The following is a 15030-nucleotide window of genomic DNA, read 5'->3' as shown; positions in this document are numbered from 1 at the left end:
ACGGTTATGTCCGCTGCAGATTGCCGATCTCTAGGATAACCGAATCCGCTTGGATTGAACTCTGGTGTTTTACCAAATCAAAGCGCCACCGACCATGCGCTTTCTTCAATTCGGATTCATAATCTCGACCTTTATGGAAGAAAGCTGTTGATGGCCTGTCGAGAAGCCATGGCGAAGCATATCCCAAAAGCTTGTCGAGGTCAGCCAGCGCACGAGCGGAAACGAAATCACATTGAGGAATAAGTGTATGAGCGTCTTCGATACGTACCGAATGAATAGTGCCCCTGGCACCGGTTGAAGCGAGAGCGACGCGCAAGAACGCCGCCTTTTTCTGGTTGCTTTCAACAAGATGCACCCAGCCATCCTGATGCTCAGACAACAGAATCGCGGTGATAATACCAGGAAATCCGCCACCTGAACCGAGATCGACCCACGTTCCCACTCTGTCAGCCAGGCTGAATATTTGCGCACTATCAGCTATATGACGCTGCCACATATCCTCTTGCGTCGAAGGAGCGACAAGATTGATTGTCTTGGCCCATTTTTGAAACAAATCGGCAAATTGCTGAAGCCGATCTTGCGTTTCACGTGAAACATCGGAAATCAAGATGCCTGCCTCATATTTCTTTCTGCTTTCCTCACCAATGCCAGAAGCAACGTAACAGCAGCCGGCGTCATTCCTTCAATCTTTGCCGCCTGCGCTATGGTACGAGGCTGAGCACGGCTCAGCTTCAATTTCAGCTCGTTGGACAGACCTGATACAGTGTCAAAATCGAAATGATCGGGGATTGCCAATGCCTCGTCTCGTTGGGCAGAGCGTATGTCATTCGCCTGCCGCTCCATATAGACGGCATAACCCGCTTCAATCTCGAGAGCCTGGGCAACCTTGGGCGACAGTCCCGACAGCTCTCCCCAGATGCGCGCCAGGCGGTCAATTTCCATATCGGGATGGGACAATATCTCATAAGCGCTTCGGCGCTGACCATCCTTGTTAAGATGCAATCCATGTTGCGCCGCCTCATTCGGCGTGAGGCTGAGCGACCGAAGCTGATCCCGCCCGGAATTGAGTGCCTCCACATAAGCCGAGAACCTCTCCGCCCGATCCTTGCCAACTAGGCCAAGTTCAATTCCGAGGCCTGTCAGACGCATATCGGCATTATCCGCGCGAAGCGAAAGTCGGAACTCGGCTCTTGAAGTAAACATGCGGTATGGCTCGGTCACGCCACGATTGATGAGATCGTCGATCATCACGCCAATATAGGAGTCAGTCCGGCTGAAAATATGCGGTTGAAACCCTTGAGAACGTCTCGCCGCATTCAGTCCACCGACAAGACCCTGGGCGCCGGCTTCTTCATAACCCGTCGTGCCATTGATCTGCCCGACCAGAAACAGGCCCTTCACCGACTTCGTCTCAAGCCATGGCTGCAACTCTCTCGGATCTATATGGTCGTATTCGATCGCATAGGCCGGGCGCAGGATCGTCACCTGTTCCAACCCAGGAATGGTGCGTACGAAAGCTTGCTGGATATCCTCAGGCAATGAGGTCGAAATGCCGTTTGGATAAACCGTAAAATCGTCGAGACCTTCCGGCTCAAGGAAGATCTGGTGGCCGTCGCGTTCGCCAAATCGGACGATCTTATCCTCAATCGAAGGGCAGTAACGCGGGCCGACGCCTTCGATCTGCCCAGAATACATAGCCGACAAATGAATATTATCGGCAATGATCCTATGGGTCTCAGGTGTCGTTCTGGTGACGCCACATGCGATCTGGGGATTGGTGATCCGGTCGGTCATGAAAGAGAATGGGGTCGGAACATCGTCAGCTTCCTGACGATCAATCGACGCCCAGTCGATCGTGCGTCCATCAAGCCGAGCAGGGGTTCCGGTTTTCAAGCGGCCAAGTGCAAATCCTTGTCGCTTCAATGTCTCCGAAAGACCAACCGACGGCGCCTCTCCGGTACGACCGGCCGGGATCTTCTTCTGACCGATATGGATCAACCCCCGCAGGAAGGTACCCGTAGCAAGGACAACTGAAGCGCAGGAAATACGACGCCCGTCCGCAAGCAGAAGAGCTTTTACAGCACCATCCTGCCCTATCTCGATATCGAATGCATCTCCTTCGACGACAGTCAGATTGGCGTGATTTTCGATCTCGCGCTGCATCGCCTCGCGATAAAGCCGGCGGTCAGCCTGTGTGCGCGGTCCTCGTACGGCCGGGCCCTTCTTGCGGTTGAGAAGACGAAACTGGATGCCTGCAGCGTCAGCAACGCGTCCCATCAATCCATCAAGCGCATCGATTTCGCGGACGAGATGACCTTTGCCCAATCCGCCAATCGCCGGGTTGCAGGACATCACGCCGATCGTTTCGCGCTTGTGTGTTACCAGTGCCACGGAGGCTCCAACGCGGCCAGCTGCACTTGCAGCTTCGCATCCTGCATGCCCGCCACCAACGACGACCACATCAAAGGTCAATTCAGCCATGGAAGCCTCTATGTTTCACGTGAATCATTTGCCAATGCAGAATTTTGAGAAGATCACATCGAGGAGATCTTCGACATCGACGCGACCGGTAATCCTGCCGAGCTCATCTCCGGCCACCCGCAACGCATCGGCCTTCAACTCAAGTCGAGGCTCATCTAATGCATTTTCGATGAATTTGGAAGCCAAGGCAATATGTTCGCGATGCCTGTCATTGCTCGCCGGCAGCCCGCCATTCCAGCTATCCCGTGCCCTATCGACGATAGCTCGATGGAGCTCGTCCAGACCTTCACCGGTTACAGACGAAATACGTATTGCCTCGACTTTATCCCTCTTGGAGAGATCCGCTTTCGTTTCCACTTCGAGATACGGAACACCGTAATCTTTGTACACGATATCTGTAGTGGATCCCGCTTCCCTAAGATACAGGATCATATCTGCCGAGCGAGCGGCCGACTTGGCACGTTCGATACCTTCGCGCTCGACGACGTCTTCTGCTTCTCTAATACCCGCCGTGTCGTGAAGTCGAACCAGATAACCTTCCATGTCCAGCTCTACCGTCAGCACATCGCGCGTGGTCCCCGCTATATCGGTCACGATTGCGACCTCGCGTTTTGCCATCGCGTTCAGCAGGCTAGACTTGCCGGCATTCGGAGCCCCGATAATCGCTACCTTGAACCCATTGCGAATAATCTCGGCGGATTTCGCCGAGACCGACGCAACGGACATCTCAGCCACGAGCGCAGCGAGATCACCGCCTATCGTATCCGCAACAGAGCCCGGTACATCGTCCTCGTCCGCGAAGTCGAGTTCCGCCTCGATCATCGCTCTCGCATGGGTCAGACGTTCCGCCCACCCACCATATTGGGCTGATAGGGCGCCCATTCCGGTCTGAAGCGCCAGTTTTCGTTGCATCTCGGTTTCAGCGGATACCAGATCGGACAAGCCTTCGACTTCTACCAGGTCGAGCCGCCCGTGTTCAAAAGCGCGGCGGGCAAATTCACCGGCTTCGGCAGACCGCAAACCCAGTTCCTTCAGTGTCCCCGCAACAGCGTTTACTACCGCACGGCTTCCATGAACCTGCAATTCGGCACAATCCTCACCGGTAAAGGAGTGCGGCGCTTCAAAATATAGGACCAGGCCCTGATCGAGCATCTCACCGTTTCGGTTGCGAATCGTTCGGAGGCTTGCCTGTCGTGGCAGAGGGGCCGAGCCGGCAATCTCGTTTATTACTGCTTTCGTCGCCGGACCACTTATGCGTATGACCGCAACGCCGGCCGGCGGCTGACCGCTGGAAAGCGCGAAGATTGTTGCCTGTATCATGTCTTCGTTCCATATCCACAAAAGACAAAGGCGCCCGATATCGGGCGCCTGCAAAGTCATCGAAGAATCCGGCTAAGGATTACGTGTTCATCGAGTCGAAGAAGTCCGCATTGTTCTTCGTCTGCTTCAGCTTATCGATCAGGAACTCGATCGCATCGGTCGTTCCCATCGGAGCGAGGATACGGCGAAGAACGAAGATCTTCTGCAGATCCTGGCGCGGAACCAGAAGGTCTTCCTTACGCGTACCGGATTTGAGAATATCCATGGCCGGGAAGATACGCTTGTCGGCGACCTTGCGGTCAAGCACGATTTCCGAGTTACCCGTACCCTTGAATTCTTCGAAGATGACTTCATCCATGCGGCTACCTGTATCGATCAGCGCAGTCGCGATGATCGTCAGCGAACCGCCTTCCTCGATATTACGGGCTGCACCAAAGAAGCGCTTCGGCCGCTGCAGCGCGTTTGCATCCACACCACCGGTCAGAACCTTGCCGGAAGACGGCACGACCGTGTTGTAGGCGCGGCCGAGACGGGTGATCGAATCGAGCAGAATGACGACGTCACGACCATGTTCGACCAGGCGCTTGGCCTTTTCGATGACCATTTCAGCGACCTGCACGTGGCGAACTGCCGGTTCGTCGAAGGTCGAGGAAACGACTTCGCCCTTCACCGAGCGCTGCATGTCCGTCACTTCTTCCGGACGTTCGTCGATGAGAAGAACGATCAGATAGCATTCCGGATGATTGGCGGTAATCGAATGGGCAATGTTCTGCAGAAGAACCGTCTTACCGGTACGCGGCGGCGCAACGATCAGGCCACGCTGGCCCTTGCCGAGCGGTGCGACGAGATCGATGACGCGCGCTGAATTATCCTTCGACGTCGGGATATCGAGTTCCATCTTGAACCGCTCATTCGGATAAAGCGGTGTCAGGTTGTCGAAGTGAACCTTGTGACGGATCTTTTCAGGATCGTCGAAATTGATCGTGTTGACTTTCAGCAGCGCGAAATAGCGTTCGCCTTCCTTCGGGCCGCGGATCGGTCCTTCAACGGTATCGCCCGTCTTCAGGGAAAACCGGCGGATCTGCGATGGCGAAATGTAGATATCGTCCGGACCAGGCAGATAGTTCGCATTTGCGGAACGCAGAAAGCCAAAACCGTCCTGAAGAACCTCGACCACGCCTTCACCGATGATTTCAACATCCTGGCTGGCAAGAACCTTGAGAATTGCAAACATCAACTCCTGCTTGCGCATCGTGCTGGCATTTTCGACCTCCAGCGACTCTGCGAAGGTCAGCAAATCAGTCGGAGATTTGCTCTTAAGTTCTTGAAGCTTCATTTCAGCCATGAAGAGGGGACCACTTGAGAAAATATAAGGGAATTGGGCGTGTCGGTGGAATTCGCTTCCGCGGATGAAGTCCGGGGACAACGTCGGTTACACGCATGCCACGATATGGAGGTGTCGCGAAAATAGCGATTCCCTCCGCGTGCCGCAAGAGGCTTATTCAGAAAAAGGCAAGCCCTTTCTCAGAACGGCTTTACGATAACGAGGATTACGATCGCAATCATCAGCACGGTCGGCACTTCATTCCATATCCGCCAATGCCTTGCGGCACGTCTGGGCTTGTCTGCGGCAAAATCGCGAACCGCGCGACCAAACAGCACATGAACCCAGGTAAGCGCCACGACCATGGCAATCTTCCCGTGAAGCCAGCCACCCTGAAATCCGTAAACGTCCCAGGCAAGATAAAGCCCCAGCATCCAGCTTACCATCATCGCCGGATTCATGATGACCCTCAGCAACCGCCTTTCCATCATCTTGAAAGTTTCCGATCGCTCGGAACCGATCGGTGCATCCGTGTGATAGATGAACAGCCGCGGCAGATAGAGAAGCCCTGCCATCCATGACATCACGGCGATGACATGAAATGCTTTCACATACAGGATGAAATCATCCGGCCGTAAAACGTAGGTCAGACCCAGGATGAGGAGAAATATCGCAAGTGCGATGAAGGCACGCGTCTTGGCCTTGCCGCCCGCACCTTCGTTTCCGGCTTCCTCGCGGTGCGGCGCCATCAACCCAACCCTCTGACGCGATTGACCAGTTTCGCGACATTGTCCGGATCAGCTTCCGGCGTGATGCCGTGGCCGAGATTGAAGATCAGCGGCCCATTTCCCAGAACCTGCAGGATCGCGTCGATACCGTCCTCAAGCGATTGGCCTCCGGCCACGACCCGCATCGGATCGAGATTACCCTGGACAGGCCCATCTTTCTGCAGTTCCGCCGCAAACGACAGCGGCACGCTCCAGTCCAGCCCGATCGCATCTGCCCCGGTCTTTTGCCGGTATTGGCGCAGGTTCATTCCGGCGCCCTTGGCAAAGGCGATGATGCGTGCATTCGGCCGCTTGCTGCGCACGATCTCGATCATCCGTGCAACCGGCTTCACTGCAAAGGCTTCGAATTCCGCTTCGCCGAGAACACCGGCCCATGAATCAAAGATCTGCACCGCATCCGCACCGGCATCGATCTGGGCAATCAGATATTCGGCGGAAATTTCAGCAAGAAACGCCAGCAGATGTTCAAGCGCCTGCCGGTTGCGATAACCGAAGAGACGGGCAGGGGCCTGATCGGGCGTGCCGTGGCCGGCAATCATGTAGGTCGCGACGGTCCAGGGAGCACCGCAGAAGCCGAGAAGGGCAGTTTCCGAAGGCAATTCCTGCCTCAGCCGCTTTACTGTCTCCAGGACGGGAGACAGATGCGCAAGAGTGCCATCCGCTTTAAGCGAATAGATGCTGGCCTCATCGATCGGATCCATCTGTGGCCCTTCGCCGGGCGTAAACCGCACGTTCCTGTCCAGAGCATCGGGAATGACCAGGATGTCGGAAAAGAGAATGGCCGCATCGAACGAATAACGCCTGATCGGCTGGAGCGTGACCTCGACAGCCAGATCAGGCGTGTAACAGAGATCGAGGAACCCACCGGCCTTCTGCCGCGTTGCACGATACTCGGGAAGATAACGTCCAGCCTGTCTCATAAGCCAGAGCGGAGGGGGCGTCACCGTTTTCCCCTCCAACACGTCGACGATCTTCCTTTTCACCGGCACCAGCATCTATCCCTTATAAAAAGAATCCAATTTCTATTGGTTTCTATTTCTTAGAGTCGGTGTGTATCAAGGATTAAAGTCAAACCCCAGATTAACCGAAATTTTGCCAATATCCGCCGAGCGATATAAAAAGCATTTCTCGGAATTTTTGAATTCTGGGAAAAATCATAAATTCAATAAAAGATTCAATAATATGACCGGCGTGTTGGGTAGTTTTTATCTGTAGACAACATGTGGATAAGTTTGGCAGATATGACAATTATCCACGCAAATCACATCCTCGCGTTCCATCAATCCAACTGATCGCAGATTGTGGAAAAAGTGGCGGTTTTCCCGAGGCCTGTCCCTCCCGCCTCTGAACATGGTCGCCTGTCCCAAGTTATCAACATACGGTAGAGAATAACGTGGAGAACCGGAAAAACTTCTTCCACTTGCATTTGGTTTCTGACTCCACCGGCGAGACTCTGATCTCTGCCGGACGGGCTGTCGCAGCCCAATTCCAGAACAGCTATGCGCTTGAGCACGTCTATCCGCTGATTAGGAACCGCAAACAGCTGGTGGCAGTGCTTGACGCTGTCGATGCGGAACCCGGTATCGTCCTCTATACGATCGTAGACCAGGATCTGGCATCGCTGATCGACCTTCGCTGCCGCGAAATGGGCGTTCCTTCCGTGAATGTGCTGGAGCCGGTTCTAGCTGTTTTCCAGACCTATCTGGGTGCGCCGTCGCGTCGTCGTGTTGGAGCGCAGCATGCTTTGAACGAGGAATATTTTGCCAGGATCGAGGCGCTGAACTTCACCATGGACCACGACGACGGCCAGATGCCCGAGACCTATGATGAAGCTGACGTTGTCCTGATCGGCATCAGCCGAACCTCCAAGACGCCGACCAGCATCTATCTGGCAAATCGCGGGATCAAGACGGCAAACATCCCGATTGTGCCGGGAGTCGAGTTGCCGGACGCTCTTTATAGTGCCACTCGTCCACTGATCGTTGGCCTGATCGCCACCACCGACCGGATCTCCCAAATCCGGGAAAACCGGGAACTCGGCAATTCTCAGGGGCTTGATCGGAACACCTACACCGATCGCGCCAGCATCAATGAAGAGCTTAAATATGCCCGGGCCCTTTGCGGGCGAAACAATTGGCCGATTATCGATGTTTCCCGCCGTTCGATCGAGGAGACTGCCGCGGCGATTCTTGCCCTGCGACCAAGGCTCAGGTAATCCCGAACTGTTTTTCGCCCGAACTGTTTGTCGGAGATGATACCTGAAGTGACACTTGTCCTTGCCTCCTCAAGTCCCTTTCGCCGAATGCTGCTCGAAAATGCCGGCCTGACATTCGAATCGCGCACCGCCGATATCGATGAACGACAGATAGAGGCCTCTGAAAAACACACTGGCCCCGAAGTTGTTGCCGGGATCTTGGCCAGGGCGAAGGCGCAGGATGTATCGCGTTATTTTCCTGATGCGCTCGTAATCGGCTCCGACCAAACGATGTCGCTTGGAGATCGCGTCTATCACAAGGCAAAGAGCCGCGCCGAGGCCCGCGATAACCTGCTCTCCCTCTCAGATCGGACGCACAGGCTTAACAGTGCTGTGGCCATTGTAAAAAACGGAACTGTGGTCTGGGAGCATGTTGCCTATGCCGAGCTGACAGTCCGCGAACTGACCGAGGGGTATGTCGAGCGGTATCTCGATAGAATTGGCGACAAGGCATTTTCGAGTGTCGGCGGCTACCAGCTGGAAGGAGAGGGCATCCATCTCTTTTCCGCCATTCAGGGTGACTATTTCACCATTCTCGGCCTCCCCATGCTTCCGCTTCTGGAAGAACTCCGTCGCCTGGGAGCGATTGATGGCTGATAGACGCGAAAATTCACCGCCTGCTGCATTTGTGACCGGCTGGCCGATCAAGCACTCCCGCTCTCCGATTATTCATAGGCACTGGCTGAAACAATACGGCTTGCCGGGCAGCTATGATGCGGTCGCTGTTTCCGAAAAGGATTTCGCCGCTTTTATAGAGGGGGTGAAAAACGGTAGCCTGGGCTTCTCCGGCGGCAATGTCACGATCCCGCACAAGGAAACGGCTTTCGCTCTCAGCGACCGGCCGGATGAGCTGGCGAAGGAACTCGGTGCAGCCAATACGCTCTGGCTGCAGGACGGTCAGCTTCATGGGACGAATACGGATGGATACGGTTTTGCAGCCAATCTCGACGGGCATCATCCGGGCTGGGACAAGGTCGATCGCGCCGTTATTCTCGGTGCGGGCGGAGCTAGCCGTGCCGTCGTTCAGGCTGTCCGTGATCGTGGCATCAACGAAATCCACATCGTCAATCGTACCATGTCACGTGCGAAGGAGCTTGCCGATCGTTTCGGTCCGAAAATTCATGCGCATGGATTACCCGCCCTGGAAGAGGTCATGGCTGGTGCCGGCTTGTTTGTGAACACGACATCGCTTGGCATGGATGGAGCAGAATCCGTTTCCTTCGACTTTTCGGGTCTGAAGTCAGGTGGAATGGTGACGGATATCGTTTACGTCCCGCTTGAAACGCCTATTCTTCGGCAGGCGCGCGAGCAGGGTTATCCGACGACCGATGGATTGGGGATGCTGCTGCATCAGGCGGTGCCCGGTTTCGAAAGATGGTTTGGTCGTCGCCCGGTGGTCGACAGTGCTCTACGACAACTCATCATTCAGGATATTCAGGCGGCGGCATGATTGTTATCGGATTGACCGGATCGATCGGCATGGGAAAGACGACCACTGCCGGCATGTTCAGGGATGCGGGTATCCCGGTCAACGATTCCGATGCTGTCGTGCATGACCTTTATAGAACGGATGCAGTTAAAGCGGTAGGCGAAGCTTTTCCCGGCTCAATTCGTGAAGGCGCCATCGACAGGGTGGAACTGGCCCGGCAACTTTCACTCGATCCCGGTGGTTTTAGCCGGCTTGAAGCAGTTGTGCACCCGCTGGTGAGAGACAGGGAAAAGCAGTTTCTCGCAAGGCAGAGATTGGCAGGCGCTGATCTCGTCCTCCTCGACATTCCTCTGCTTTTCGAAACCGGCGCTGAGAAACGCGTCGATGTGGTTGTGGTCGCGACCTGTGATCCACAGATACAGCGGCAGCGCGTTCTTGCCAGACCAGGCATGACGGAAGAAAAGTTCAAGCTCATCCTGAACCGTCAGATGCCTGATTCGCAGAAACGCGATCGTGCGGATTTTCTGGTCGATACGGGCTGCGGCCTCGACCAGGCAAAAAAGCGAGTAGAGCAGATCATCAATCTTCTACGGTCGGGCATACGGAGTGAAAAACATGCGTGACATCATTTTCGATACGGAAACGACTGGGCTTGAATCCAAGCAGGATCGCATCATCGAAATCGGTGGTGTCGAGCTGATCAACAATTTCCCGAGCGGAAAGACGATCCACATCTTCATCAATCCGGGTGATCGTAAGGTTCATCCCGATGCTTTGGCTGTCCATGGCATCACGGACGAGTTCTTGAAAGACAAGCCGAGCTTCGCTGAAGTCGCACAGCAGATCGTGGACTTTTTCGAAGGGGCACGATGGATCGCCCATAACGCCAACTTCGATATGGGTTTCATCAACGCGGAATTCGAGCGGATAGGTCTGCCGCCTGTACCTTCCGATCAGGTTGTCGATACGCTGGCCATGGCGCGTCGCAAACACCCAATGGGTCCGAACTCACTCGACGCCCTTTGCCGTCGTTACGGGATCGATAACACCCACCGTACAAAACACGGCGCATTGCTGGACTCCGAACTACTGGCCGAAGTTTATATCGAAATGAATGGTGGCCGACAGGCCGCCTTGGGACTGGTCGCCTCAGATCAGGTGGTAGAAGTCGCCGAGGCTGAAGAGACGGTGTTCATCACGGACCAGGTGCGCCCGCGCGCACTTGCGAACCGGTTGAGTGCAAAGGATTTGGAGCACCATGCATCAATGATCGCCTCTATGAAAGGCAAAGCGATCTGGCTGAAATATCGTCAGGAATAGGGTCGTTCCAGCAAAAGCGCAAAATGGTCTTGTGCCGGGAACTGCGTGAGACGTAGCGATTGAGCAATAAAAAAGCCCGGAACTTCCGGGCTTTTCCGATTTTTGTCTGATCAGCTGTTGAGCGGCTGAACCTTGGCGCGGGCCTGTTCTTCGGCCATGCGCTGCGAAAACATCTGGGCAAAATCGATTGGATCGATCATCAGCGGCGGGAAACCGCCATTGCGGGTCACATCTGCGATGATCTGACGCGCGAACGGGAACAGCAGGCGCGGGCATTCGATGAACAGAACCGGCAGCATGTGTTCCTGCGGAAAACCGGTGATGCGGAAGACGCCGCCATAAACCAATTCGGCTGCGAACACGACCTTGTCGCCTTCCTTGGCTTCGGCGTTCAGCGAAAGAACGACGTCGAAATCGGTATCCGACAGCGGGTTGGCGTTGACGTTCACGCCGATATTGATGGCCGGCGCGTTGTCACGCGCCTGAAGCGACCGGGGTGCACCTGGATTTTCGAAGGAAAGGTCCTTGGTGTACTGGGCAAGAATGTTGAGCGAAGGGCTCGCCGACTGCGTGTTTTCGTCTGCCATGGGATATCCTCAGGACTGATGCGTTGAGGCCGCATAACATCTAGGCATTTTGCTTACAACCCGTTGTGGCTCTGGCTTATGGTCACGGATCGCGGTCAATGCCTTTTGACCACGGAGAAGATGGGTTCGGATCCGTGTTCCGATGAAAATCCTCTTCCTCGAGATCGACGACCTTGCCGGCTGCATTCGGATTTTCGCGCGCGCCGCCGGCCGGATGGCTGAAACCGCCACGGCTGCTGCGGGGGCCGACCACCACGACACGCTTTCCGATCGCCGACCAGAGAAGCCGCCGCACAAACGGAATGAACAGTGCGATGCCGATAATGTCGGTGACGAAGCCGGGCAGAAGCAGAAGGATGCCGGCAACGACGATCATCGCCCCGTCGATAACGGAACTTGCCGGGATTTGCCCCTGCTGGCTTTGCTCCGAAAGCTTCTTCAAAAGATGCAGGCCCTGTTGCCGCATCATGAAGGCGCCGAGCAATCCGGTACCGATGACGAGGCCAAGTGTCCACCACAGGCCGAGCGCACGCCCGACCACGACAAATCCGGCGATTTCGGCCAAAGGCCAGGCAAGCAGCACGCTAAGAGCAATAAATGGGCGCATGATCCATTGAATGTTGTACGAGGTCGTTTCGAAGGCTCACACCTTCGCTATTTGAAGATGGCTTAATGCAGACTATATGATGATGTGAATTCAACTTTTAAACGGTAATTGCGGGTTAATATGGGTTCCAACGACTTCATTACACTCTTTTTCCTTGTTGCGGCGGTCCTGATTTTCCTGCAACTGCGCAGTGTGCTCGGCCGCCGGACGGGAAACGAGAAGCCGCCGGAGACATATGTCTCGCGCGAAGCGCTTAAAACCCCTGCCGCTGCGGATGACGGTAAGGTCGTAACTTTGCCGCGTCGCGAAGCCGGCGAAGAGGATCAGCGTCTGGCGGAGGTCGATGCTCTCGTAAAGCCCGGCAGCGAGTTGAACGAGTCGCTGAAGTCGCTGATAAGGGCCGATGTGTCCTTCCAGCCGAAGGAATTCCTAAACGGCGCTAAGATGGCCTATGAGATGATCGTCATGGCGTTTGCCGATGGCGACCGGAAGACCCTGAAGGGCCTTCTCTCTAAGGAAGTCTTTGAAGGTTTCGATTCCGCTATCCGCGAACGCGAGGCCCGCGGCGAAGTGGTGAAGTCCACTTTCGTCGGCATCGACAAGGCGGCCTTCACCCAAGCCGCTGTCAAGCAGTCGGAAGCTCAGGTCACGGTTCGCATCGTCAGCCAGCTGATTTCGGCTACCTTCGACAAGGAAGGCAAGCTGATCGACGGTGACCAGGAGGCCGTTGCCGAAGTGACCGATATCTGGACCTTTGCAAGGGATGTCCGCTCCAAGGATCCGAACTGGAAACTGATCGCGACCGAATCCGAACAATGAGCCCGACTTCGCCTGGATACCGCCTGTCTTCCGTATCCTTCGGCGACCTTCCCGGTTGGGAAAGGGACGATCCCCGCGCCTTGTTTGATGCGATGGCGCGGTGTCTTACCCATATTCGCGACGTGAAGCCCTATCGGACCGGCGTTCTTGGCCTCACCGCCGATGACTTGATGCCGCTTCTGGCTGCAGCTGGCATACTATCGTCTGATATGACGCAAGCGCAGGCGCGCGCGTTTTTCGAAGAGAGTTGCATTCCCTTCCGTATCGAGCGCGATGACGCCCAGCCGGGTCTGGTGACCGCCTTTTACGAGCCGGAAGTCGATGTCTCGGCAAAACCAGACGAGACGTTCGCCCATCCCTTCTATTTCCGTCCTGACGATCTCATCGATCTTGACGAAACCAACCGGCCTACCGAAATGGACTCCGGCTACATGTTCGGTCATGCGACTGCTTCCGGTGTGACCGAATATCCGGATCGTAAGGAAATCGATCGAGGTTTTCTCGCCGGGCGCGGCCTTGAAATTGCTTGGGCACGGTCGAAGGTTGACGTCTTTTTCGCCCATGTCCAGGGCGCAGCCCGCCTTCGTTATCCGGATGGCGACATTCGCCGTATCACCTATGCCGCAAAGGCTGGTCATCCATTTTCTCCGATCGGAAAGCTCCTGATCGATCTCGGGGAAATCCCGCGCGAAAAAATCTCGATGCAGAGCATCCGTAAATGGCTAGCCGAGAATCCGGCTAAGGTTGATGAAATCCTTTGGCATAACCGGTCCTATATCTTCTTCCGCGATGCCGATGTTTCCGACGACACACTCGGTCCCGTCGCCGCGGCCAAGGTGCCGCTCATCGCCGGGCGCTCCCTTGCTGTGGATCGTATGATCCATACATTCGGTTATCCCTTCTTCATTCATGCTCCGACGCTGCTTCATCTCAATGACGGTCAACCCTTTGCCAGGCTGATGCTGGCACTCGATACCGGATCGGCTATTGTCGGCCCAAGCCGCGGCGATATCTTTACTGGTTCAGGTTATGAAGCGGGAGAACGCGCCGGAACTGTCAGGAACGAAGCCGATTTCTATATCCTGATTCCCAAGGCGGCGGCTGGCAGGTTTGGAGCATGAACAGCGGACGTAAACTCAATTCCGAGGAACGGATACTGTGGGGCAAGGTGGCAAAATCCACCCGCGCCTTCAAGGAGCGCTGGACCGATCTTGCCGCCTTCGAGGCCGAAGAAGTCGCCCACGCGGCAGAGGTCGAGAAATCGAAACCCGCATCGCCTCGAGAAGTGCCGGAACAGCTGGCAGAACAGGTTCGCACCGCTAAGAAGCCGGCCGGCTATCACTATCCGCTCGAAAAGCCGACGAAGAAAAAACTCGCCAAAGGAAGGCTTGCGATCGAGGCGCGCCTCGATCTCCACGGCCTTTTCCAGGGTGAGGCGCATGACCTTTTGCTCGATTTCATCTATCGGGCGCATGAACGGGGCTTGCGCCATGTTCTCGTCATCACTGGCAAGGGCAGTTCGATGGGCAGTGAAGGCGCCCTTCGCCGCGCAGTCCCGCTCTGGTTCTCCAAGGCCGAGTTTCGTTTCCTGATTTCGTCCTATGAATGGGCAGCCCGCCATCACGGCGGCGACGGTGCCCTTTATGTAAGGCTTACGCGTGCAGAAAGGCCGGACCGTTGACGCCGTTCGGCCAGGCGATGCGCGAACTCCGCCAGCGCAGGGGCGTTACCCAGCGCGCCCTGGCGCAGGCCATAGGCGTCACGCCAGCCTATCTTTCCGCGCTCGAACATGGCCATCGCGGCCGCCCGACCTTCGAGCTTTTGCAGCGTATTGCCGGCTATTTCAACATCATCTGGGACGAGGCGGACGATCTCTTCCGCCTGGCGGATGCATCCGATCCCAGGGTTGTTATCGATACCGCAGGCCTGCCGCCGGAATACACGCTTCTGGCCAATCAGCTGTCGAAACGGATTAGCACTTTGACGCCAGAGATGGTAGAAGAGATCAACAGGCTCTTGAAGAGCCCGCAATAGTCATTTTTCTCGGGAAGAACCACGGCTTTCCTGCCATAATGGTGTGCTCAACCTTTAGAAGCCGCCC

17 protein-coding genes are annotated in these 15030 nt (G+C 55.7%); 9 read left to right on the top strand and 8 right to left on the bottom strand.

Going from position 1 to position 15030, the window contains the following annotated elements:
* Window positions 1-4 precede the first annotated feature (4 nt).
* The 6 genes from rsmG to hemE all read right to left on the bottom strand — a co-directional run bounded on the left by rsmG (window position 5) and on the right by hemE (window position 6902).
* Window positions 5-607: a 16S rRNA (guanine(527)-N(7))-methyltransferase RsmG gene (rsmG, locus tag ACI3K0_RS19320; RefSeq protein ID WP_404945985.1), complete on the bottom strand. Its 603-nt coding sequence runs from the start codon at window positions 605-607 to the stop codon at window positions 5-7.
* Window positions 604-2481, bottom strand: a complete 1878-nt coding sequence (gene mnmG, locus ACI3K0_RS19315; RefSeq protein WP_404945984.1) for a tRNA uridine-5-carboxymethylaminomethyl(34) synthesis enzyme MnmG — start codon at window positions 2479-2481, stop codon at window positions 604-606. Before mnmG ends, rsmG begins: the two co-directional genes overlap by 4 nt.
* A 24-nt stretch (window positions 2482-2505) precedes the next feature.
* A complete protein-coding gene (gene mnmE / locus ACI3K0_RS19310; protein ID WP_404946054.1) occupies window positions 2506-3801 on the bottom strand; it encodes a tRNA uridine-5-carboxymethylaminomethyl(34) synthesis GTPase MnmE in 1296 nt (431 codons plus the stop codon).
* Between the two features lie 79 nt (window positions 3802-3880).
* Window positions 3881-5146 (bottom strand): transcription termination factor Rho, encoded by a 1266-nt coding sequence (gene rho, locus ACI3K0_RS19305; RefSeq protein WP_112506460.1) that lies wholly within the window; start codon window positions 5144-5146, stop codon window positions 3881-3883.
* 179 nt (window positions 5147-5325) lie between these two features.
* Window positions 5326-5874: a protoporphyrinogen oxidase HemJ gene (hemJ, locus tag ACI3K0_RS19300; RefSeq protein ID WP_404945983.1), complete on the bottom strand. Its 549-nt coding sequence runs from the start codon at window positions 5872-5874 to the stop codon at window positions 5326-5328.
* Window positions 5874-6902, bottom strand: a complete 1029-nt coding sequence (gene hemE / locus ACI3K0_RS19295) for a uroporphyrinogen decarboxylase (RefSeq protein ID WP_404945982.1) — start codon at window positions 6900-6902, stop codon at window positions 5874-5876. The genes hemJ and hemE overlap by 1 nt, the downstream gene beginning before the upstream one ends.
* Window positions 6903-7306: 404 nt before the next feature.
* On the opposite strand from hemE, the gene ACI3K0_RS19290 reads away from it, so the two are divergent.
* From ACI3K0_RS19290 to dnaQ, 5 genes are read left to right on the top strand one after another with little or no spacing between them, the layout of a single operon-like run.
* Window positions 7307-8128, top strand: a complete 822-nt coding sequence (locus tag ACI3K0_RS19290) for a pyruvate, water dikinase regulatory protein (RefSeq protein ID WP_148143815.1) — start codon at window positions 7307-7309, stop codon at window positions 8126-8128.
* 48 nt (window positions 8129-8176) lie between these two features.
* Window positions 8177-8764 carry a Maf-like protein gene (locus ACI3K0_RS19285; RefSeq protein WP_394353696.1) on the top strand — a complete coding sequence of 196 codons (588 nt, stop codon included), beginning with the start codon at window positions 8177-8179 and terminating at the stop codon, window positions 8762-8764.
* On the top strand, window positions 8757-9617 hold the full coding sequence (locus ACI3K0_RS19280) for a shikimate dehydrogenase (protein WP_183829766.1): 861 nt from the start codon (window positions 8757-8759) through the stop codon (window positions 9615-9617). The genes ACI3K0_RS19285 and ACI3K0_RS19280 overlap by 8 nt, the downstream gene beginning before the upstream one ends.
* A complete protein-coding gene (gene coaE / locus ACI3K0_RS19275; RefSeq protein ID WP_404945981.1) occupies window positions 9614-10219 on the top strand; it encodes a dephospho-CoA kinase in 606 nt (201 codons plus the stop codon). Before ACI3K0_RS19280 ends, coaE begins: the two co-directional genes overlap by 4 nt.
* Window positions 10212-10916 carry a DNA polymerase III subunit epsilon gene (gene dnaQ, locus ACI3K0_RS19270; RefSeq protein WP_404945980.1) on the top strand — a complete coding sequence of 235 codons (705 nt, stop codon included), beginning with the start codon at window positions 10212-10214 and terminating at the stop codon, window positions 10914-10916. Before coaE ends, dnaQ begins: the two co-directional genes overlap by 8 nt.
* Before the next feature lie 110 nt (window positions 10917-11026).
* Here the strand turns inward: dnaQ and secB are convergent, their stop codons facing one another.
* Together secB and ACI3K0_RS19260 are read right to left on the bottom strand one after the other, a co-directional pair.
* Window positions 11027-11503, bottom strand: coding sequence for a protein-export chaperone SecB (secB, locus tag ACI3K0_RS19265; RefSeq protein WP_148143820.1), 477 nt, complete (start codon window positions 11501-11503; stop codon window positions 11027-11029).
* Window positions 11504-11585: 82 nt separating this feature from the next.
* Window positions 11586-12110, bottom strand: coding sequence for an FxsA family protein (locus ACI3K0_RS19260; RefSeq protein ID WP_183829756.1), 525 nt, complete (start codon window positions 12108-12110; stop codon window positions 11586-11588).
* Window positions 12111-12230: 120 nt separating this feature from the next.
* Here ACI3K0_RS19260 and ACI3K0_RS19255 point away from each other — a divergent pair, with 120 nt between their 5' ends.
* The 4 genes from ACI3K0_RS19255 to ACI3K0_RS19240 are packed head-to-tail and all read left to right on the top strand — an operon-like array spanning window position 12231 to window position 14963.
* Complete coding sequence (locus tag ACI3K0_RS19255; protein ID WP_183829752.1) at window positions 12231-12929, top strand: Tim44/TimA family putative adaptor protein; 699 nt, start codon at window positions 12231-12233, stop codon at window positions 12927-12929.
* Entirely contained in the window at window positions 12926-14050 is a 1125-nt protein-coding gene (locus ACI3K0_RS19250) for a murein transglycosylase A (protein WP_404945979.1), read from the top strand. The genes ACI3K0_RS19255 and ACI3K0_RS19250 overlap by 4 nt, the downstream gene beginning before the upstream one ends.
* On the top strand, window positions 14047-14610 hold the full coding sequence (locus ACI3K0_RS19245; RefSeq protein ID WP_404945978.1) for a Smr/MutS family protein: 564 nt from the start codon (window positions 14047-14049) through the stop codon (window positions 14608-14610). The genes ACI3K0_RS19250 and ACI3K0_RS19245 overlap by 4 nt, the downstream gene beginning before the upstream one ends.
* Window positions 14607-14963 (top strand): helix-turn-helix domain-containing protein, encoded by a 357-nt coding sequence (locus ACI3K0_RS19240; protein WP_183829745.1) that lies wholly within the window; start codon window positions 14607-14609, stop codon window positions 14961-14963. Before ACI3K0_RS19245 ends, ACI3K0_RS19240 begins: the two co-directional genes overlap by 4 nt.
* Window positions 14964-15030 lie beyond the last annotated feature (67 nt).

The organism is Rhizobium sp. ZW T2_16, from assembly GCF_044987325.1.
Taxonomy (GTDB): Bacteria; Pseudomonadota; Alphaproteobacteria; order Rhizobiales; family Rhizobiaceae; genus Neorhizobium; species Neorhizobium cellulosilyticum.
Note: the sequence above shows the minus strand (reverse complement) of the source record. Positions and strands in the feature narration are given on the sequence as shown.